This window comes from Fictibacillus norfolkensis (assembly GCF_014836645.1).
Lineage (GTDB): Bacteria > Bacillota > Bacilli > Bacillales > Fictibacillaceae > Fictibacillus > Fictibacillus norfolkensis.
On sequence record NZ_JACSQM010000001.1, the window covers coordinates 751,029 to 771,904 of the forward strand.

Consider the following 20,876-nt stretch of genomic DNA (forward strand, 5'->3'; position numbering starts at 1 on the left):
CACCTACCTTCCGCCGACACCCAAGCCGTTAATGATTTTATCAAGCATCTCGTCGATTACTGTAATGTTTCGAGCAGATGCGTTGTAAGCATGTTGAAACTGAATCATATTCGTCATTTCTTCATCTAAAGAAACACCACTTACAGACAAACGTCGTTGTTGAACGGAATCCGTTAATACAGCAGAGTTGTTTGTGAGTCGAACCGCTTGCTGTGCATCAACTGCCATCTTACCAATTGCTCCTTCATAAAAGCTTTGTAAAGATGACTTACTGCCTGGAAAATCTAGTGGCGCATTCTTAACATCACCTAATCGTAATGCATTGCTACCGTCCCCAGCAAATTGGTTAGTTGCAGCTGCAATGTTATCCAACTCCTTCATGTCATCATGAAGTTTGAGTAATTTTGCTGCACCCTTAGGATTTACTGAGTCAGTCACTCCTCCAAGATCGAAGAAGTTATAGCCGGTGTGAGCATTTGCTTCAATCTCCGACAAACTCCATCCTGCAGAATGAACTTCATTAAATTCTGCCGCAAACTGATAAGCCATTTGATCCAGGTTTGTAAGCATCTCTGGATAGATGCCTTTTACAGTAGCACCGTCATTATAACCAAATGATTCAATCAGACCTTGTAATTTTCCGCCCGCAAACTTGCTAACTTCAATCGGATTACCGTCCACTTCAACGCTGTCTGCTAATCCATTACCACCCGCTGAATCATCATATTTAATTTCAAGGTGGTTAACCTTTCCATTTGCAGAATCTATTAATGTAAACTCATTACCATCTTTATCTTTCATCTTGATATCATAAAGTCCAGCAGCTAGTGGATCTGGTTTGCCACCGCTTGGCTTTGTAGTCACTTCTACATTTAGTAGAGTAGATAAACGATCTACTAAACTATCTCTCTCATCATAGAGTGTATTAGGAAGATAGCCGTGCGGCTCAACTTCACTGATTTGTTTATTAATGCTTTGGATATCGTCAAGAAGTGCGTTAATTTCTTTTGTCGTAATATTAGCTTGCGACTTTAAGTCACCTTGTATAGAAGTTAGTGAATTTGATAGATAATTAAACGTTTCTGCTACTGCCAAACCACGCTGACGCACAACCGAACGTGCACCTGAATCTTCAGGATTGACGGATAGATCTTGTAGTGACTGCCAAAAACGATCCAGCGTTTTGGCTAATCCATTATCAGATGGTTCATTCATAATGTCTTCCATCTTCTCTAGGGCTTCACTTCTCGCATCCCAATAACCCAGCTTGTTGTTCTCTCCTCGAAATTGAGTATCGAGAAATCCTTCGCGAACACGCTGTACCGATCCCGCAGCTACACCCGTTCCCATCTGGCCTGGAATCTGAGGGCGGTTCATGCTCGCTGCCGGATATGCTTCAGTCTGAACAAAGTTTACTCTTTGACGGCTATACCCAGGAGTATTAGCATTTGCTATATTGTGACCTGTCGTTTGAAGAGCTGTTTGCTGTGTAAACATTCCTCGACGGGCTGTTTCTAATCCATGAAAGGTTGAGCGCATTGTAATTCCTCCGTAGGTTTAAGCTTTTGAATCAAAAAGAGATGCTGCGTTATTATGATAAGGATTTTTCTTCGTTTGGTTATACGTCACAGGTTCACTTTGGGGCTGCATCATACTAAGTGACATATTCACATATTGAAGTGACTGCTCAAGCAATCCCTGATTAAGTTGATTTCTGTCTTTTAAAGCATCATAAATATCAATGAGTCTGTTTTGTAAATTCAACAATCGTTCTTTTTGGGGTTCTTCTACTTGTTCTAAAACATCACCTAACGTGACATTCGCAAACTTAACAAGTCTTTCCTTCTCGATCTGTTGTAGTCTTTTCACTTGAAGATCTTCTTCTTTTAACAAAATATCTAGTAACTTCATATCTCCTGATTTAAGCACTTCTGTTTTGCGTTCTCCGAGAGTTAGAAGATCTGTGTGTGATTGAAGCAAACGTTCAAGAAGTGATGTCATCTGTGCCGTTTCCATGAGATCCTCCTTATACCTGCTTGTAATAATGAATAATGGAAGCTGCTGTTTTAGAAACATTTACTTGATATGTTCCGCTATCCACTTGTTGTTTGATCTCATTTACTTTATTCATCCGGTCTTGTTCAAATTTTGAGGAAGATAAAAGTTTCTTTGCTTCATCAGAAATTTGAATCTCATCTTTTTTGTATGCAGCCTTAACATGATTATCCTTCATATGGGGCACCTGTTTTGTGTATGGGTTATTTTGAATAGAGTTAAAATGATTGATTCGCATTATTAGTCACCTCATCTAGAGACTTTAAATCTTATTTAATGTATCGGCTAAATCATAAAAATTTTTAAGTGATGAAAAGAAATTAGGTTAATTGTCATCAGTATGGTAAGAAGGTAATGCTTCTTCTTGTTTTCTTCTGATTAAGTCCTCAATTGAGAGCTCGGATTTGATACGAGCTTTACACTCTTCGCATAGACGGCCATCGTTGATTGGCGCTTGGCAGCCATCACAGGGATATGTGAAATTCGGGTATCCTTTTACACGAATTCTTCCTTGGTGTATGAAATAGATGATCTTACTTTCAGAGACCTTTGTAGCTTCACTTACTTCGACGATCGTAGCTTTCCGATTCTCGCTTTTTCTTAGATATCGGTATACATGATCATATTCCTGTTCTTCTTCTCGAAAGCACATATCACACTGTTCACGAATGTACTTCACAAAAAGTTTGCCGCACTGCGGACAGTTCATCAAATTGTCCATATCGCTTCCCGCTCCTTAACACTTCTATCTTCTGTATATATCGGATTTGAGTGAAGGAGTTTTAACAGGTCAATCGTTTTATTTATCGTGCTAGGGTAATTGATGAAACTTCTTTTGCTCCTGCTTCAATCAGGACTTTTGCCGCATAACGCAAAGTACTTCCTGTTGTGTACACATCATCGACTAGGATGACTTCCTGACCTTTCACTTTTAGAGAATCTACCACTTCAAATGGATTCTCTTTTTGAGATAACCGTTCTACACGTGTTTTCTTACTTTGTTTTTCTTCATGTGTTTTTCTTTTAAGTAGACTTTCTACTTGCTTCTTCAATCCTCCTGCCAAAAGTTCAGCTTGATTAAACCCTCTTTCATAATGTCGCTCCTCACTTAATGAAATGGGAACAAGAAGTGCATCACGGGAAATCCTTTTAAACTCCGAACTCACGACTGGGTAAAAGGCTTTTACAACTTCAGCATCCCCTCGATATTTCAGCTTGGCTATCATTTCTTTCATATAGTCGTTATAGACATAAAGTGACCGATTCTGCTGTAGAATGCCGGTCCATGTGTCATTTTCTTCCCACCGAATGCAGTCAAAGCAACAATCATCCTGTCGATATTGCTCGGGAAATACTGAAAAGTCACGACCGCATATTCTACAAATCTCACCTTTTATCCGCACTAATTTCCCTTCACAATCTTGACACAATAGTGGTGATTGCTTTAAGCCAATTAGCGCTTCCCATGACCAAGCTTCAGAATATGGTTCATGACAGTACAGGCAATAACTCAAAGTCCAGCCTCCTTGTTCATGTTCTTTATATGATTGATCGCTTGTATCATGCTGAGTGATTTACCGTAATGAAAAAGAAGTACCTTACCGTCATGATCATCCTTACTTCTACCTGATCGTCCTGCTATTTGAACGAGCGCACTTTCTGTGAACACGTCATGATCAGCACCAAACACTGCAACATCTAAAAACGGAACAGTAACTCCTCGTTCTAAGATGGTTGTAGTCAATAGTAATTGAATATCTTCGTTCCTAAACTGAATCACCTTTTCTTTACGAAGTGGATCTTCTGAATGAACACTGTCAACAGGTACATCAACTTCCTTCCTTATAAGTTCTATCAGCTTTTCTAAAACCGATACTGAAGATACAAATATCATCGCTCGTCGTCCACTCTCAGCTTGAGCTTTCAACCACTTAAGAAAGGTAGCAGGTAGTTTTCCTCTTTCCAACCTCTTCTTCCACTCACCACCCCAAACCATTTTAGGAACAGGTAGTGGAAATCCATGAAACCGCTTAGGGATTTTCACACATGGTAATCTCTCGTTCATTGCTGCTTTTTTCATTGTTTTAGAAGGAGTTGCAGATAAATAGAGAAGAAAGTGTTTTGGTGTAACGGCAAGAGATACCGAATGCTGAAGGGTTTGATCGTAGGAATAGGGAAAGGCATCAACTTCATCGACGATCATGATGTTAAACGCTTGTTTAAATCGGTACATCTGGTGTGTAGTTGAGATAACGAGTTGTGCTTTAGTTTCACGTTCTTCTGATCCACCATAATAACTGGCAACCATCGAGTTTGGAAAAACCGCTTTTAAACGAGGAGCTAATTCTAGTACAACATCCGTTCGTGGTGTTGCTATACAAACACGGAGCCCTAAGTTCAGTGCTTTTTCAATGCCTTTAAAAAGAACTTCAGTCTTTCCCGCTCCACACACTGCCCAAATTAAAAGTTCACCTTCACTTCCGATTCCCTCCACAAATTTTTGAGATGCTAATTGCTGTCCACTCGACAACTCACCATTCCAAAGCAGGTTGTTTTCAAGTGGCCACCTCACTTTAGGTCCACACCAAGAAATCATAGGAGTACACTCACTAACTCTCCCCATCATGATGCAGTTCCGACAGTAAGCACAGCTATCACTCTTACAGCGAAAACATGAAAACACCGCAAACAAACGACTCTTTTCATTTCCGCATCGACTACATACATAACCGTTAGAAGTTTTACTAATACCAATAGAATATTTCACATAACCATTTTCATAATGCAGTTGAATTTGATCTACTGTAAATGATAATTCATCAAATAGAAGTTGCTTACCATAGAGGATTTGTTGAAGTTTCTCATCATACCGAAAAGTTTGGTTTAAGGGAGGTTGCTCTACCATTGGAAGTTCAAAAAATGGGACAGCTTTCAAAGAGGAATCGTTCACTAGGGTTTCAGGGGCAATTGTTAAACGGTTGTTTAAAAAAAGGGAGACAAACCTCATCGTGTTGTCTCCCCTTGTGCTAGAGATTTCATTTTCATCTCTCCAATGATTATTCTTTTATCCACGTAATGCCGAGTGAGCCTTCACCTAAGTGCGTGCCGATTACAGGTCCGAAGTAGCTAACCCAGACGTCTGCGTTAGTAAACTTTTCACGCAGCTCGTCAGCGATCTCAACCGCTTCATCTTCACGCTTAGCATGAATTACACTAATCTTCACTTTATCATTCGGCTTTACATTTTCATCCATGATATCGAAAATACGTTTTAATGCCTTTTTCTTCGTACGTACTTTTTCAAACGGAACGATCTTTTTATCTTCAAAGTGAAGAATCGGTTTGATCTGAAGTAGATTTCCTACGAAAAGCTGTGCGGTGTTCAAACGACCTCCGCGGTGAAGGTGATTTAAATCATCAACCATGAAGTATGCTGGTACCCCGTTGTTCTTCATCTGTAACAGATGATTCATAATGTCATAACCGTTCGAACCTTCACTTGCGAGTTCAGTAGCTTTCAACACGTAAAAGGCTTGAGGTGAACAGCTGATCTCAGAATCAAATACATGAAGCTTGATTCCTTCAACCATCTCGCCGGCTGCAACTGCACTTTGATAGGTTCCGCTTATCCCGCTTGATAGTGTGATCATTACTGCTTCATCATAGTTTTGAGATAGCTCTTCTAATAGTTCCACAAGCTCGCCGATTGCGGGCTGTGACGTTTTTGGAAGGGCTTCTTCTTTACTAACCATGTCATAAAAATCGTCTGCTTTTATTTCAGCTTCTTCTTTGTATGTTTCTTTGTCAAAAACCACGTTGAGCGGAATCATTACAATATTTTTTTCGTTACGAATATGTTCGGGTATGTAGGAAGTACTGTCTGTAATGACGGCTACCTTGCTCATAATTTTAGTCCTCTCTTATGCCAAAAATCTTGTTTTTTTCTCCTCTAACAGTGTACACCATCAGAAAAAGTAATTCACTATATTCAAATTTACTTACACTAAGTATTCTCTTTTTTCTTCAACTATCCTTTATGTGCTTTTCACCTGTTTTCGGCATAACGAGAAAGCACCGTACAATACGGAACGATTTTGCATAGAGGAAATTCTTAATTTCGGTTTGTGAGGGACATATTTTTCAAGATTTCCTTCTATTTTTTCAAAGTATGGAGATAGCTCTCTTCCTACACCACCTCCAAGAAGAATCACTTCAGGATTTAGGATGGTCGTCATGTTAATTAATGCAGAAGTTATATGATCAACAGCTTCATCAACTATGTTAATCGCAGCTCCATACCCTTCGTTCACTAAATAAAATAACTCCTTGGCTGAAACAGGCTTCCCTGTTTTCTTCTCATATTCATGAGCCATTCCGAATCCTCCAGCTTTTGAACTAAGAAAGCCATACCCTGAACGAGCGGGCTGGAACCCCTCACGTAGAACAGATTTATCCGTTATCATGTAACCTGCTTCTCCAACAGAAAACTGATGCCCTTCATATACTTCACCATTTAAAAGGAGACCAACACCAATACTCGTCCCGATCATCATATAAATAGCATGCTGAACGTGTTGCAGACTGCCAGCTTCAACTTCACCCAACAAGCCGGTGTTGACGTCATTTCCTATATAAACGGGCACCTGTAACAACTCTTGAAGTTTCTTTCTTAATGGATAGTTATCCCACTTTAAGCTCGGAGCTTTAAGCACAACTCCACTTTTCACGTCAACGATTCCTGGCACACCGACTCCTAAACCGAAGACTTTTTCAATCAATATTCCGTTCTCATCCATTTTTCTTCTTAACTCTTCTGCAAGCTGTTCAACTACATCACCTTGCAGCACTTCCATTGTATGTAACAAACTTGTCGAAAGAAGATTTCCGCTCCAATCAAATAGTCCACACTCTATTGAAGTGCCACCTATATCAACCGTTAATACGTACTTTTTCACCAAGCAAAATCACCTCCAAACCGTTTTTAACACTGGTGTTCATTATTAAGCACACGAATTATTAATCTTTAAAAAAGTTTTTTTCGAATGAAGAAGGAATTTGTCGGATAATGGAAGAAATTAGAATGTGAGACATGTTTTAAAGGAGGGCTAGGACCATTGGATCATAATCTATATATCGTGATACTTTCCCTATTCGTTTGCTTTCTTTTTGCCTTAATCTCACTCGATTGGGTCAATCGGCGTACAGAAGAGCAAAAATCGCAGCAACAATTCTTACTAATAGGTTCTGTTACAATGGGCATTGCAATTTGGGCAACTCACTACATGGGTATGTTATCCATCCAAAGTCCCATTCGTGTAAACTACAATTTTTTCATCGTTACCGCAGCACTTGCTGCAGGTATTTTCTTCTCATATGTATCGTTCTTATATTTTACCTCTCAAAGACCGCAGAATAAACTCTTTGTACCCGTTAGTTTATTTAGCATCGGCTTAGTGTCTGTTCATGTGATTGGGTTGTTGTCCATGCACTTGCATATGCCAATGGAACCTAATCTCTTATATATCATTCTTTCCATTTCTTCCGCTTATGGTTTTTCCTTACTTGGTTTTTATCTTCTCACTTTAAGAATTTTTTCAGCAAGAGTTGTATTGTCTAGTCTTTCATTCACACTAGGCGTTTGTCTTATGCACTATATCGGTGAGATGGGATTAATGGCTGGAACGCCTACTTTCGATTGGCATAGCAGTTTTCCAATCAACAATATCAACATGACAGCTACTTTACTTGTATTTGGTGCGACAACCGTCGTATTGATTCTATACATTTTAGAACAGCGAAACCAAAAAAGACTCGTTGAGCATCAATTTCAACTGCTTGAATCCGAACACCGCTACAACTCACTTTTTGAATTGAATCCTGAAGGTGTTTTTGTAATAGGTCCCGATTTAAATTTTATAAAAGTGAATTCTTCCCTCGTTCATATAACTGGCTATTCACTAGAAGAACTGCACGCTATGCCGTATACCAACCTTTTAAAAGAAAATGAAATCACGAATTCACTGAATTACTTAACTCGTGTGATTGAAGGCGAAACAATCAAACACCCCCTTACGATTATTCATAAACAAGGGCACGAAATAGAGCTCGATATTACGAGCATCCCATATTCAATAAGAAGTGATATGACCGCTGTGATTGGAATCGCAAAAGATATGACTGCAATCAATGAGGCACATAATTTCAAACAAAGAGCAAACACACTCGCTTATGTCGGAGAACTTGCGGCGGGTCTTGCTCATGAGATCCGTAACCCTCTAACTTCAATAAAAGGGTTCGCACAATTATTTCAGTCTCAAAATACAACAGAAGAAACGCATCATTTCTTAGGCATCATGTTACGAGAAACAGATCGAATAAACTTTATCATCAGTCAGCTTATGATACTAGCTCGCCCACATATGATCTTAAAAAGTAATCATAACTTAAACGAAGTCATCAAACGCTCACTCACTTTTATAGAAGAAGAAACAGACTTTGAAACCATCTCATTAAACCTCGATCTGCCAAAACAACCCGTTCTTTTAAAATGCGAAGAAAATCTAATGGCTCAACTCATACTGAATATCGTTAAAAATGCGTTAGAAGCGACACCTTCTTGGGGAAACATCTCGCTTCAACTAAAACAAACCAAAGAAAACATCACCATCGCCATTCAAGATGATGGACCTGGCATCCCCGAGCATCTCCTACCAAAGCTCGGACAGCCGTTCTATACAACAAAAGAAGGCAATCCTGGACTCGGCCTCTTAATCTGCTACCAAATCGTCCAGAACCACGGAGGAAAGATGAGGATCGAATCAAAAGAAGGCTACGGAACAAAAGTCTCACTAGAATTCCCAATAACCGTTCCATCAGAAGAAAAGATCCTCGAAATGACCTTGAGTTGATTGTTTTTTCTCTTACACCTTGTAATCAAACGAGAGAAGGATTTGTTTTTTTACTCCTCTCCGAAAGTTAATTGAAGTGGAAGATGCGAGACTCCTGCGGGACAAGCGGTCAGGTGAGACACTTAATGGTGCAAAGCGGCAAGTGGCTCACCGCCTGCCCCGCGGAAAGCGAGTATCTGCAACGGAAATTAACAACTTACACCACCCAGAGCAACCTTAAAAATCACCCACAATGATTCACACATACATCCCCGCACCACCCCACTCGCTCCAAAAAACAAAACAAAAAAAGACCTTCACTTATCGAAGGTCTTTTCTCCTAAATAAATCAACGTACCTTAACCCAACCATTTTTGATCGCCTCAACAACAGCCTGCGTACGATCATTCACATTCATCTTCTGAAGAATATTACTCACATGGTTCTTAACCGTCTTCTCACTAATATAAAGCTCTTCCCCAATCGTACGGTTGCTGCGTCCATCCGCCAACAACTGAAGAACCTCACACTCACGACGCGTTAAGATATGAAGTGGCTTACGATACTCCACTTCCACAAAACCAGCTTTGTTTTGCTGTGTTTTATTCGTAGTGGATAATCGGCGGAATTCGTTCAAAAGATTATACGTAATCTTCGGATGAAGATACGCTCCACCATCAGCAACGACACGAACCGCTTCAATCAAAGAATCAGCATCCATCTCTTTTAGGAGGTAACCAGATGCACCCGTTTGAACCGCATGCGACACATACGTCTCATCATCGTGGATTGAAAGGATAATTACCTTCGTATCAGGCGACTTCTCAACCAAACGGCGAGTTGCTTCAACACCGTTGATGTTTGGCATATTGATATCCATCAACACCACATCTGGATTATGATCGCGGACGATATTTTCCGCTTCAGAGCCATCATCACCTTCAGCAACAACAGAGAATTGATCTTCCATATCTAGAATACGTTTTACTCCTTCACGGAACAAACGGTGGTCATCGATGATCGCTATTCTTGTTTTCTCAGGTGCTGAGGCGTTATTTTCGTACACATTAACATTATTCATGTGTGAACCCTCCTAGTCTTGAATGGGAATTTGAATGTAAACACTTGTACCGAAGTTTATGCGGGATTTCACTTTTAAAGTTCCTTCGAGCAGTTCTACCCGCTCTCTCATCCCCATCATACCAAAGGAATTTGATTTTGTAGGCTGTGCCATATCGAACCCTTTGCCATCATCTCGGATATATAATGAAATAAACTTTTGAGTAAACTCAAGTTTAACCTCAATCAGATTTGCTTCAGAATGCTTAACGGCATTGCTTACCGACTCTTGGATCAAACGGAAAATCGCGATCTCCATCTTGTTCGGAAACCGTCGGGTCTGACCAAGCGCATGAAGCTCAACCTCTATACCTGTACTTTCTTTCACATTTCGCAAATATTTGTCTAATGTCGGAACGATACCCAGATCATCTAGAGCCATCGGGCGCAGATCGTAAATAATTCTACGTACCTCTTTCAAGGAATTTCGGACCATAACCCGTAAATCTTTTATTTCAACACGGGCTGCCTCAGTTCCTTTTTCTACAAAGATTTTCTCTAACAGTTCCGAGCGAATGAGCACATTCGCCATCAATTGAGCTGGCCCGTCATGGATTTCACGTGAGACGCGTTTACGCTCTTCTTCTTGAGCTTCAATAATTTGAAGTCCAAACTCTTGTTTTTGTTGAGCGTTTTGAACGAGTTCGTTAATCTTTCTTAAATCACCGTTAAGATAATTTAAAACAACAGAAATCTGACCTGCCAGAGACTCCGCTTTTTGAACCGTATCGTTCAATGCGCCGATTCTCCGCTCGAGCTCATCTCTTTTCTCCCGAAGCTGCTTCTCTGTTTGCCGGATGATGGAAAGTTCAATCTGATACTTATTGGCATTCTCGTACGCATCTCGAATATCAGATTCGCTATACTTTTGAAAATGCTTGCTCACCTCTGCCAGTCGAGTTCGTGCTAGCTTTGCATATTCCTCGGTCCGGTCAGATTTATGTATGACCTCAATGACCTGCTGCTTCACTAACTCAAGCTCACGGCGCAGCTGCTGAAACTCTTGGCGAGAATGTTCACTGATCTCAAAGATTTGTGATTGACTTGCCGTAACCGTATCGATGGTCTGATTTAGTATTCCGTCCAACAAATGTGGATCTATCGTTAACTTAGCTGCAGTCATGTAAATTTCCCCCAATTAAAACGATAAAGAAGTGTACCCGGAAGTTCTAGAACCATCTTGCCTAATTTATATATAGGACTTAGTACCCAATCAGACGAATCATACCGCGAAGACATTAATCCTTCTAATATACTACATTCGCCAGGATGTGGAATTTTATGACTTTTCTTGCTAAAATTTTTTAAGAATTTGAATGCTTTTTATAATCACCTTATAATGAAGGATAACACGATACACATGAAACATGAAGATTATTCGACAAATTTGACATGAAATTCATAATATTCACTACTTAAAGGAGTTATCCCCTATATGCTTGCTAATTATCTTGCCGTAAAAAACGAAGGACAGCACGAGATTGTTATTGAAAAATCTCGTTTTATCGCTCATATCGCACGAGCTATTACAGAAGAAGAAGCTCAAGCTTTTATACAAAAAATAAAAAAAGAACATAACAGCGCCACACATAACTGTTCTGCATACTTAATTGGAGAAACAGACAATATTCAAAAAGCGAATGATGACGGCGAACCGAGCGGTACTGCTGGTGTTCCGATGTTAGAAGTACTCAAAAAACGAAAATTGAAAGACACAGTTGCTGTTGTCACACGATACTTCGGCGGAATCAAACTAGGTGCTGGAGGGCTCATTCGTGCGTACGGCAAGTCAGTTTCAGAAGGCCTCAACCACATTGGCGTTGTAGAACGTGAACTTCAACAGATCGTTCACATCACCGTGGATTATACGCTTCTCGGAAAAATGGAGAACGAACTGCGCAACTCTGTCTACCCCATCAAAGAGATGAACTACATGGAAAAAGTGGAGATTCAGATGTATGTACCGATAAAAGAAAAAGAAACATTTAAAGATTGGATCATCGACCTTTCGAATGCTCAAAGTGAGATTGTTTTTGGTGAAGAGGAGTATTTGGAGAAAGATGTGAAATCCTAAAGTATACCCATCAAATTTTATGTGTTCCCGAATCCTATATTGTCGCTTTTTTGACAATTGTCTATTTTTTTCTTATGGGCTATTATGAAAAAGAGTCAACAATCAATTTTCACTTCCAATACTATTGGACTAAGGGAGTTTAATTTTTATGAATCAAATGAAAAACACAAGGGCTCGAAGAAGGAAACGAAAAAAAAGTCCTTTTCGTCGACTTATGCGTTTCGTACTTGTCGCATCCCTTCTATTCGTAATTAGTGCTGCTGGTTATGGTGGCTATTTAGCCTATAAAATTAAAGCTAACGCTGATAAAAGCTTTGTAGACCTTGACAAAGATAAATCTGACTTAAGGATGGACGAAGTTAAGCTCGGTAAAGATCCAGTAACCATCTTATTAGTTGGAATTGAGAACTATCAAGCAAATGATGTTGGTCGAGCAGATGTAATAAAGCTTATAACAATAAATCCAGAAACGAAAGAAACGACAATGATTAATATCCCTCGTGACACGAGAACTTATATACCTGCTATAGAAGAAAAAGATAAAATTAATCATTCCTATGCTTATGGTAAAAAAGGCATGCGAGAAAAAGCTGTTATGGAAGCTACAGAAGAACTTCTAGGTGTACCTATTGATTATTTTGTTTCTACAAATTTTAATGGATTTGAGGATGTAGTTGACGAACTTGGTGGAATTACGGTAAATGTACCTTTTGATTTTAAGCAAGCCTCCTTTAAGCGGATGATTACATTCAAAGAAGGTCCAATGAAACTCGATGGAGAAGAAGCATTGGCTTTTGTAAGGATGCGAAAACAAGATCCGCGTGGTGATATTGGAAGAAACGAACGTGAGAGCGAAGCTATTCGAGCTATCATGGATAAAGCAATCTCTGTACAATCTTTCTCTAAAGCAGATAATGTTATTGATCAACTTGGGAATAATGTAAAAACTAACATTTCCACCACTGAGATGTTTGCAATGAGAAATTTTTATAGAACAATAAAGAATAAAGAGTTTGAAACTGTCCAATTGGAGACCTATCCGGAAACCATAGACGGTGTTATGTATGAGATTCCTAAAGATGAATCTGTTCAAGATATAAGAGAAAAATTAGCCAAGATCCTTGAAATCGAGGGTGAATTACCACAAGCAGATAACGATTTTCAACAATAAAATTAATCACTAAAAAAGACTCCAGTTAATCCGGCTGGAGTCTTTTTATTCGGCTCTTTTCTAAAAGATTGCTTCATTTGGATGTTTTCTTTTCATCTCCCTATGCAATATGCAAGTTGACTGAAGAGCAAGGTGAGTGCCTGCCACGTGGAAAGTGAACAACCTGGAGAGAAAATCAACTACTTTCGGAGGGCAACAATATATAAAAGAAAATTGCCCTTTATTTTTTGGGGTTAACTTTATTGAGTACATTTAAGAAAGGTGTAAAACGTTCATTGACAAGACCAATCTTCTCCGCTAAAAATTGAAGAGCTATTACCAGAATAACAATGATGACAATTGTACCTCTTAGTGTTGTCATTGGTAAGATAATGGCTATGGAACTAAAAATCAATCCCATTCCATAAATAAATAACACCGTATTTCTATGTGATAGACCCTTTTTTAATAAACGATGGTGAAGGTGACCTTTATCTGGTTTTACTATGGATTGTTTATTTGCAATCCTACGAATGATAGCAAAGATAGTATCAAAAATAGGAACCCCTAACAACAGGATTGGCACAATAAAACTAAATAACGTGACACTTTTATAAAGACCTAAAAGCGATAGAATCGCAACACAATAGCCTAGAAAAAGTGCACCAATGTCTCCCATAAAAATTTTAGCGGGATGAAAATTATAAAATAAAAAGCCGATCACGCTGCTGAAAATAATAATTGAAAAGGTGAAAATCATTTCTTTACCACTTAAAAATGCCAAAACTCCTATGGTCCCCACAATGATTGCTGAAGTTCCTGCTGCCAACCCGTCTAAACCGTCGATTAGGTTAATCGCATTTGTAATAGCGATAATCCAAAAAATAGTTAAAGGGTATGAAAAGTAACCAATATCGAATATTCCAACAAAAGGAATATTGATTACATCAATGACTAAACCACTCATAACAACTATGAGTCCGGAAAGTATTTGTGCCAAAAATTTTGTTTTGGCAGACAACTGATAAATATCATCAAATAATCCAAGAAGTATGATAACAAGAGCCCCTAAAGAGATACCTAAGACTTGTTGTTGAAATAATCCAGAATAAAAATATCCTGCGGCAACTCCAAAAATAATACTAAGTCCGCCTAGTCTTGGCATTATTTTTGTATGTACTTTTCTTTGATTAGGCTGATCTACAGCATTAATTTTTATGGCCAATTTCATGACAAGAGGTGTGATTGCAATAACCGTAAGGAAGCATATTAGTCCTGATACTATGGCATGGTTAATCATTAGTTATCCCTCATAAAAGTAAATTTGTCTCTTTCATTAGATTTCCTTAAAAAGAAAGGATTTACTTATGTAAGTTTTTACCGTTATTTTTAGAGGATGAAGGATTGCTCCAATTGTTTATTGGACATAATAATAAAAAAACTTGCTATAAAATTAGCAAGTTTTAAATAATATTACTTTTCGATTTTAACTTGTTGACTCGAACTTGGACTAAATATTTTCTTCCAAATAAACAAAAGTGGGCGATATTTATGATGGACAAGCCCTATAAGTTCAGCGATTACCTCCAAGAGTACTAATAAACCAGCAATAATTGCGATTGCGCCCCAAACTGTTGTGGAAGAAAAAATGGCAGCTGCCACACTAAACAGAATACTTAGAGCGTAAATCAATAGTACAGTGTTTCGATGTGATAAACCGAGTTGCAACAATCGATGGTGTAAGTGACCTTTATCTGGTGCTGAAATAGGTTGCTTATTAGCAAGCCTTCTTATGATAGCAAAAGTTGTATCAAACACCGGAACTCCTAAAATGATAATAGGAACAACAAAGCTGAACAAGGTAACACTTTTATATAGACCAAGTAAGGATAGTACAGAGATGCAATAACCCAAGAAAAGAGCACCTGTATCCCCCATAAAGATCTTAGCTGGATGGAAGTTGTAAAATAAGAATGCAACGGTGGAACTTAATACTATGAGTGACAATGTCAGAATAAGAACATTTCCATTTAATCCTGCCATAATGGCAATAGTTGAAATGACAATTGCAGATATTCCACCCGCAAGTCCATCCAAACCATCAATTAAATTTATAGCATTAGTAATCGCTAGAATCCAAAATATTGTTACAGGATAAGCCCAAAATTCAAGTTCGAATTTCCCGAGAAACGGGATGCTGATAAAATCAATTGTCAAACCCGATCTTACAATAACTAAAGCAGCAATGAGCTGACCCGCTAGTTTCATTTTTGGTGATATGGTGAATTTGTCATCTAACAGACCCACTACCACGATGATAATTCCGCCTAAAGTAATACTTGTAACTGAACTATATTGAAGACCTGCTGTATAATAACCGGCAACTACTCCGATTACTATGGCAAGTCCGCCTAGCCTTGGCATAATTTTTTGATGAACTTTTCTTTTATCTGGCTTATCCGTTACGCCGATAAATATCGCAAACTTAATAACAAGTGGTGTTACGAACAGTACGGTTAGGAACGATATAAGACATGTTAACAGCAATGTTTCCATTATATCCCCTCTTTATAACAAATCACGTTTTTTAATATATTTCTTTATTGTGTATCTAAGATGAAAGTATATAGTTATTCAATCATTTACACAACCAATATCTAAAAAATTTCACATTCTCTTTACATACTAATTTTCGACAAAATCATTTGTTAATTGTCCGTTGCAGTTTTCAAGGATTTATTCCCGTTTTCCCACCTAACCGAAACCCATTAACTGTATTTAAACCTAAAGATTTGAAGAAAAGTTACAATAATATAAAACTGATGAAAAAGCTTAGCGAGCAGATATTTTTCGACTTAATCTATGTTATACTCAATAATTGTGATAGGAGAAAAAGAAAGGAGTCTACACGGCGTTCATGTTATATTCAAAGGCACAAAAAAGTATTCTATATCAAGTTTTCGCAGCAGTACTCTGCTCTTTATTTTTAGGTTGGCTGCTCACGAATGATCTATTTGCACTAGACTCAATTAAAGTCCTCCTAATGACTACATTTTTGTTGATATGTATGTTAATATTTGTTGTTTTCAAGCCATTCATATACAGCAACACCATTTTAGAAAATCTTCTTTATTTATTGATTATCAGTTCTTTTTTTGGACCTGCTGTAGCTAGCGTAAACGTAGGACCTTTTAGTATTTTTCCGTACCGGTTGTTATTTTTAATTGTCCTTCCCCTCTTTTTTATTAAGTACTTTCAGAAGGATGGATTAACCCCTTGGTCAAGGATTAATGTTAAAACAATAGTATGGTTCCATATTATCTGGATTTTTTACGCTTTTACATCATTACTATGGGCCAAATCACTTAAAGCAGGAATCATTGATTTAATCTTTTTAATAATTGGTATAAGTCTCATTCTATTTGTTACTTTTACGTATAAAAAAGAACGCCATTACGTCAATCTATTTTATGTATGGATTTTCATGTTCTTCTTGTTGCTTGTTTTTGGGTTAATTAACAACCTAACTCTAATTCATTTTCCAGTATCAAGATTCTATGGAATTGATACATATCAAAAGTCAATCCCAACGTCAGTGTTTGCCAACGAAAATGACTTTGCGAGTTTTATTTCAATCAGTTTCTTTTTCGGTTTGGCGCTATTAAATCGCTCTAAAAACATTTGGGTGAAAATAGGTTCGGCCTGTTTACTGCTATTTGCTCTCTATATTATGTCGTTAACCTCTTCAAGAGCTAATTACATAGCTATCATACTTGGACTGGCTTTTTGGTTCCTCTTTTTTACAAACAGGCAGGTGAAAAGATACATTATAGTCGCCGGATTGTTCTTTACGACATTGGCTATAATGATAGTTCCTGAAAAGATATATAACGGATATAATTCTGTTTTTAATCTCATTGCTACCCTTTCGAACACTAGTGAAGGAAGTTCTGTAAATATCAGAATTAACCTTATAAAAAACTCAATAATTTTTATCAGTGAATCACTTGGTTGGGGTATTGGATCTGGGAATTCCGAGTATTACATGAAAGTATTTGGAACATATCCTACTCATACAATTGTCAACATTCATAATTGGTGGATTGAATTAATGGTCAATTATGGTATTTTTATATTTACAGGCTATTTGTTTCTTTATCTCGGATTAATTTTTTATATCTATAAAATCTTTAAAGAAGCGAATGGGAACAATCGCATGATTGCTGAAGCATTATGTACAGCATTAATCGCATTTTTCTTAGCAAGTATCAGCCCAAGCTCTCAGATTACTTTGAATTACTTATGGTTACTCTTTGCATTTGCAATAGGTTTTGTAAACTATTGGAGATCATATCAGAGATCAACCATTCAACCTATTAAGTGGAGGAAAACAAATGAAGGAAACGTTGAATCGAATTTGGATAAGATTTAAGAAGCTGTCTATATTATTAATTCTAATACCATTTTTAGCGGCTGGAGCAGCCTATCTTTTTCAGAAAGAAGGTCCATCTTCTTATACCGCTAACGCAGATATTCAGCTTGCTAAATTAGGTAAAGATGTCTCAGAATTAAAATATATAGATTTTACAGATGCAGAAAATGCGAAAGTATATCTTACAAAAGACGTCTTCTTAGAAGATTTAGAAAAAAAATTCCCAGATATAAATATCCAATCTGTAAAATCAAAACTTAGTTTTGTTATTAAACCAGCAAAAATTATGAATATAAATTATACAGCTGATAGCCCCGAAGAAGCAGAGGAAACACTTAAGTTCATTGTTAACAATTACATCAATGAATCAGTAAAAACAACTGATGAATTAGCTGAAAAACTTGAAGAATCTAAGTCTGAAGATTCACAAAAAGAAAAAACTCCAAGTGAATATGACATTATTATTGATGGATTAGAACCTGTTACTGAAGTAGTAGGAGTCCAATTAGACCAACCTCAAGAAAGCACAAAAAATACAGCTGTTTTCGGATTTTTAATTGGTTTAATTCTAAGTTCCATGATTCTTTTGTTACCAGAAGTCTTTCGTAAATAATAAAATCCAAAAAGACACCATACGCCTATTTCAGGCGTGTGGTGTTTTTTGTTGTGCTGTTACTAAATAGTTCTAAACCTATTAAAATTTTCTCCGATAACAATATTAGTGTAAAAAGATTACATTTTACCTATTCAAAAATAAGGTAAATATGTAATAATTTAAGATAAATTGTAATTTATTATAAAATACTATCTTATTTTGTAAATAATTGCGATTTATATGGGGTATTTTTTAACATAATATTAGGGGGAGATTTTTTGAAGTTTAATAAGAAGATTAATAGATTTTTTGTTTCTACTCTATTAGTCTCATCGATCGCATTAACACCTGTAGGAAAAAGTTCTGCTGCTGAACCTTTAGTTTCGGTGAAGTTACAAAATTATATAGGTAACAAAACGGCACTTAACATAAGTACAAAAGGACAATACAGAATTGAAACAAACAATTCCATGCGTTTAGATGGAGCCAATCGTTTTGTTGTTGCTTCTAAAATCACAGCTAATAGCTGGGGGAATGATGCTGAAACTGTAATCCTAGCAAATTATAATGCTTTTGCAGATGCTCTTTCTGCCGCACCACTAGCTTATAAACACAAAGGTCCTATCTTACTTACTCAGAAAGACTTTTTAACAGGTGACGCAAAGAAAGATATTCAAAACATCATGCCGAGTCAAGTGATTATTGTCGGCGGTACAGGGAGTGTTTCTGATAAAGTCGTAAAAGATATTAAAAGCATCAATAGCAATATTTCAGTGCGAAGAATTGGCGGAGCTGACCGTTTTGAAGTGGCTCAAAAGATTTCAAGTGAGCTAGGAACACCTGGAACATCTATTGTTGCTAACGGAATGAACTTCCCAGATGCACTTGCCATAGCACCATATGCAGCAAGAAAAGGGTATCCAATCCTTTTGACTCAACCAAACAAGCTGCCTGCAAAAACAGAATCAGCTTTAAAATCTAATAAAACAACAAAAACAATCGTAGTTGGTGGACCAGCGAGTGTTGGTACTACAGTATATTCAAAACTTCCAGCACCTAACCGCATAGGCGGAGCTAACCGTTTCGAAGTCGCTGCCAATATATTAAAAGAATTGAATATGTCATCTAACCGTGCATTTGTAGCTACTGGTCTCACTTTTGCTGATGCATTAACAGGCTCTGTATATGCAGCGCAGCAAGATGCTCCATTGCTGTTGACTATGCCTACTTATGTTCCGGCTGCAACTAAGAGTGTAATAGATTCTAAATTGATTTCAGATTTTACGGTTTTAGGTGGTACAGCATCCGTATCGAATACGGTTATGGCTGACCTTCCTGCAGTGTTAAGCCCCGATCAAGAGTACACTGTGAAAAAAGAGGGCAATGAATTATGGCTATATAAAGGTGCTTCTAAAATTAGAGATTTTAATACATCCTCTCTTACATTAGGACCTGACAAGTATAATACATCTTCTGTAATTAATATTAACAATCATTTATCTTATCTTGGTGATATGAAATTTTCGATTGAGGGAGGATATATTCGTCCTTTAAATCAAAATATTCCATTAGAAGATTATCTTAAAGGGGTATTACCGGCTGAAATGAATTACTCGTGGGAAAAAGAAGCATTAAAAGCTCAAGCGGTAGCAGCAAGATCCTTTGTCTATAGAAAAGGATCAATGGCGATTGATGATAGTCAATCTAACCAAGTCTACCAAGGATTCACTTGGGGTCCAAGTCATTATGCTACTAGTAATCAAGCTGTAGCTGAAACAAGAGGATTAATTTTAACGCATCCTTCTGAAGTTAGATCGAGTAACCCACTGGGAGTTGCCCAAACGTTCTACTACTCTTCAAACGGTGGAAAGGCGTTAACAAACATGAATTCATGGGGTACAGCAAGACTGCAATACTCAAAATTACAAGATGACCCTTATGATACTAAAAATGCTAACAAATATAGCTGGTATAAAGGCAACTGGTCATATGCACTAAAGAAAAAACAGATTGATACGACTAATATTGATTACAAAGATGCTTCCACACTAAATAATTGGTGGAATAGTGCGTCTGAAGCTGATTCAAAGATCATGAACCAATTTAAAGTTATGTTAAAAGCTAAAAATTATGAGTATGTCCCTAAAACCTCTGATATTAAGATTATTAATATTAAAAATGTAGGTTTTACAACTGCGTTTAACCAAGACCAACGTATCGATGGAAGTATTACTTTTGAGTATTACGAAAAGACAGATAAAGGTTATGTTATGGAAAATAACAAATTAAAAACGCAAACCCTAACGGTTACAAGAAGATCTTATGACATTCGCAACATGATTGGCGCAAGTGATGTGATGTACAGTCCATACATTAAGTCTGTTCAAGTTGATGCTGATAAATTCACAGTTAATGGTGCAGGTTACGGACACGGAATCGGCATGAGTCAATTTGGTGCAAAACAACGGGCTGCTGAAGGCCATAAATATAACCAAATTTTAAACGTATATTATCCAGGTACAACACTAAAGAAAATCTATTAATAAACAAAAGCACACGACGAG

18 protein-coding genes are annotated in these 20,876 nt (G+C 37.5%); 6 read left to right on the forward strand and 12 right to left on the reverse strand.

What is annotated here, in order from left to right; all coding sequences use genetic code 11:
- Positions 1 to 3: 3 nt before the first annotated feature.
- The 8 genes from flgK to H9648_RS03705 form a co-directional block, all read right to left on the reverse strand.
- Entirely contained in the window at positions 4 to 1,539 is a 1,536-nt protein-coding gene (gene flgK, locus H9648_RS03670; protein ID WP_191752530.1) for a flagellar hook-associated protein FlgK, read from the reverse strand.
- Between the two features lie 18 nt (positions 1,540 to 1,557).
- Complete coding sequence (locus H9648_RS03675) at positions 1,558 to 2,016, reverse strand: flagellar protein FlgN (RefSeq protein WP_191752531.1); 459 nt, start codon at positions 2,014 to 2,016, stop codon at positions 1,558 to 1,560.
- 10 nt (positions 2,017 to 2,026) lie between these two features.
- A complete protein-coding gene (flgM, locus tag H9648_RS03680; protein ID WP_191752532.1) occupies positions 2,027 to 2,293 on the reverse strand; it encodes a flagellar biosynthesis anti-sigma factor FlgM in 267 nt (88 codons plus the stop codon).
- A gap of 87 nt (positions 2,294 to 2,380) precedes the next feature.
- On the reverse strand, positions 2,381 to 2,776 hold the full coding sequence (locus tag H9648_RS03685) for a TIGR03826 family flagellar region protein (protein ID WP_191752533.1): 396 nt from the start codon (positions 2,774 to 2,776) through the stop codon (positions 2,381 to 2,383).
- An 82-nt stretch (positions 2,777 to 2,858) separates the two neighbouring features.
- On the reverse strand, positions 2,859 to 3,569 hold the full coding sequence (locus H9648_RS03690) for a ComF family protein (protein ID WP_191752534.1): 711 nt from the start codon (positions 3,567 to 3,569) through the stop codon (positions 2,859 to 2,861).
- On the reverse strand, positions 3,566 to 4,627 hold the full coding sequence (locus H9648_RS03695; protein ID WP_318243475.1) for an ATP-dependent helicase ComFA: 1,062 nt from the start codon (positions 4,625 to 4,627) through the stop codon (positions 3,566 to 3,568). The genes H9648_RS03690 and H9648_RS03695 overlap by 4 nt, the downstream gene beginning before the upstream one ends.
- 484 nt (positions 4,628 to 5,111) lie before the next feature.
- Positions 5,112 to 5,960: a DegV family protein gene (locus tag H9648_RS03700; RefSeq protein WP_191752536.1), complete on the reverse strand. Its 849-nt coding sequence runs from the start codon at positions 5,958 to 5,960 to the stop codon at positions 5,112 to 5,114.
- A 129-nt stretch (positions 5,961 to 6,089) separates the two neighbouring features.
- Positions 6,090 to 7,010 carry an ROK family protein gene (locus H9648_RS03705; protein WP_191752537.1) on the reverse strand — a complete coding sequence of 307 codons (921 nt, stop codon included), beginning with the start codon at positions 7,008 to 7,010 and terminating at the stop codon, positions 6,090 to 6,092.
- A 159-nt stretch (positions 7,011 to 7,169) separates the two neighbouring features.
- On the opposite strand from H9648_RS03705, the gene H9648_RS03710 reads away from it, so the two are divergent.
- Entirely contained in the window at positions 7,170 to 8,963 is a 1,794-nt protein-coding gene (locus H9648_RS03710; protein WP_191752538.1) for an ATP-binding protein, read from the forward strand.
- A 328-nt stretch (positions 8,964 to 9,291) separates the two neighbouring features.
- Here H9648_RS03710 and H9648_RS03715 read toward each other — a convergent pair whose 3' ends face one another.
- Both H9648_RS03715 and H9648_RS03720 read right to left on the reverse strand, forming a co-directional pair.
- The gene (locus H9648_RS03715) at positions 9,292 to 10,023 is read right to left on the reverse strand and encodes a response regulator (RefSeq protein ID WP_066245383.1); all 732 of its coding nucleotides are present in this window, start codon (positions 10,021 to 10,023) and stop codon (positions 9,292 to 9,294) included.
- A 12-nt stretch (positions 10,024 to 10,035) separates the two neighbouring features.
- The gene (locus tag H9648_RS03720; RefSeq protein WP_191752539.1) at positions 10,036 to 11,184 is read right to left on the reverse strand and encodes a sensor histidine kinase; all 1,149 of its coding nucleotides are present in this window, start codon (positions 11,182 to 11,184) and stop codon (positions 10,036 to 10,038) included.
- A 312-nt stretch (positions 11,185 to 11,496) separates the two neighbouring features.
- Between H9648_RS03720 and H9648_RS03725 the strand changes: the two genes are divergently transcribed.
- Complete coding sequence (locus H9648_RS03725; protein ID WP_191752540.1) at positions 11,497 to 12,135, forward strand: YigZ family protein; 639 nt, start codon at positions 11,497 to 11,499, stop codon at positions 12,133 to 12,135.
- Positions 12,136 to 12,283: 148 nt separating this feature from the next.
- Positions 12,284 to 13,306 (forward strand): LCP family protein, encoded by a 1,023-nt coding sequence (locus H9648_RS03730; protein WP_191752541.1) that lies wholly within the window; start codon positions 12,284 to 12,286, stop codon positions 13,304 to 13,306.
- A gap of 220 nt (positions 13,307 to 13,526) precedes the next feature.
- On the opposite strand, the gene H9648_RS03735 is transcribed toward H9648_RS03730, so the two are convergent.
- Entirely contained in the window at positions 13,527 to 14,585 is a 1,059-nt protein-coding gene (locus H9648_RS03735) for a glycosyltransferase family 4 protein (protein ID WP_191752542.1), read from the reverse strand.
- 173 nt (positions 14,586 to 14,758) lie between these two features.
- Positions 14,759 to 15,841, reverse strand: coding sequence for a glycosyltransferase family 4 protein (locus tag H9648_RS03740; protein WP_191752543.1), 1,083 nt, complete (start codon positions 15,839 to 15,841; stop codon positions 14,759 to 14,761).
- Between the two features lie 361 nt (positions 15,842 to 16,202).
- On the opposite strand from H9648_RS03740, the gene H9648_RS03745 reads away from it, so the two are divergent.
- The 3 genes from H9648_RS03745 to H9648_RS03755 all read left to right on the forward strand — a co-directional run bounded on the left by H9648_RS03745 (position 16,203) and on the right by H9648_RS03755 (position 20,855).
- The gene (locus H9648_RS03745) at positions 16,203 to 17,717 is read left to right on the forward strand and encodes an O-antigen ligase family protein (RefSeq protein ID WP_191752544.1); all 1,515 of its coding nucleotides are present in this window, start codon (positions 16,203 to 16,205) and stop codon (positions 17,715 to 17,717) included.
- On the forward strand, positions 17,680 to 18,330 hold the full coding sequence (locus H9648_RS03750; protein ID WP_191752545.1) for a GumC domain-containing protein: 651 nt from the start codon (positions 17,680 to 17,682) through the stop codon (positions 18,328 to 18,330). Before H9648_RS03745 ends, H9648_RS03750 begins: the two co-directional genes overlap by 38 nt.
- A 260-nt stretch (positions 18,331 to 18,590) precedes the next feature.
- Positions 18,591 to 20,855 carry a cell wall-binding repeat-containing protein gene (locus H9648_RS03755; RefSeq protein WP_191752546.1) on the forward strand — a complete coding sequence of 755 codons (2,265 nt, stop codon included), beginning with the start codon at positions 18,591 to 18,593 and terminating at the stop codon, positions 20,853 to 20,855.
- Positions 20,856 to 20,876 lie beyond the last annotated feature (21 nt).

What these genes read in the sequence shown, in the direction of transcription:
- flgK (WP_191752530.1), bottom strand. Translation starts at nt 1,539, where the DNA reads ATGCGCTCAACCTTTCATGGATTAGAAACAGCCCGTCGAGGAATGTTT.
- H9648_RS03675 (WP_191752531.1), bottom strand. Translation starts at nt 2,016, where the DNA reads ATGGAAACGGCACAGATGACATCACTTCTTGAACGTTTGCTTCAATCA.
- flgM (WP_191752532.1), bottom strand. Translation starts at nt 2,293, where the DNA reads ATGCGAATCAATCATTTTAACTCTATTCAAAATAACCCATACACAAAA.
- H9648_RS03685 (WP_191752533.1), bottom strand. Translation starts at nt 2,776, where the DNA reads ATGGACAATTTGATGAACTGTCCGCAGTGCGGCAAACTTTTTGTGAAG.
- H9648_RS03700 (WP_191752536.1), bottom strand. Translation starts at nt 5,960, where the DNA reads ATGAGCAAGGTAGCCGTCATTACAGACAGTACTTCCTACATACCCGAA.
- H9648_RS03715 (WP_066245383.1), bottom strand. Translation starts at nt 10,023, where the DNA reads ATGAATAATGTTAATGTGTACGAAAATAACGCCTCAGCACCTGAGAAA.
- H9648_RS03720 (WP_191752539.1), bottom strand. Translation starts at nt 11,184, where the DNA reads ATGACTGCAGCTAAGTTAACGATAGATCCACATTTGTTGGACGGAATA.
- H9648_RS03725 (WP_191752540.1), top strand. Translation starts at nt 11,497, where the DNA reads ATGCTTGCTAATTATCTTGCCGTAAAAAACGAAGGACAGCACGAGATT.
- H9648_RS03730 (WP_191752541.1), top strand. Translation starts at nt 12,284, where the DNA reads ATGAATCAAATGAAAAACACAAGGGCTCGAAGAAGGAAACGAAAAAAA.
- H9648_RS03735 (WP_191752542.1), bottom strand. Translation starts at nt 14,585, where the DNA reads ATGATTAACCATGCCATAGTATCAGGACTAATATGCTTCCTTACGGTT.
- H9648_RS03740 (WP_191752543.1), bottom strand. Translation starts at nt 15,841, where the DNA reads ATGGAAACATTGCTGTTAACATGTCTTATATCGTTCCTAACCGTACTG.
- H9648_RS03745 (WP_191752544.1), top strand. Translation starts at nt 16,203, where the DNA reads ATGTTATATTCAAAGGCACAAAAAAGTATTCTATATCAAGTTTTCGCA.
- H9648_RS03750 (WP_191752545.1), top strand. Translation starts at nt 17,680, where the DNA reads ATGAAGGAAACGTTGAATCGAATTTGGATAAGATTTAAGAAGCTGTCT.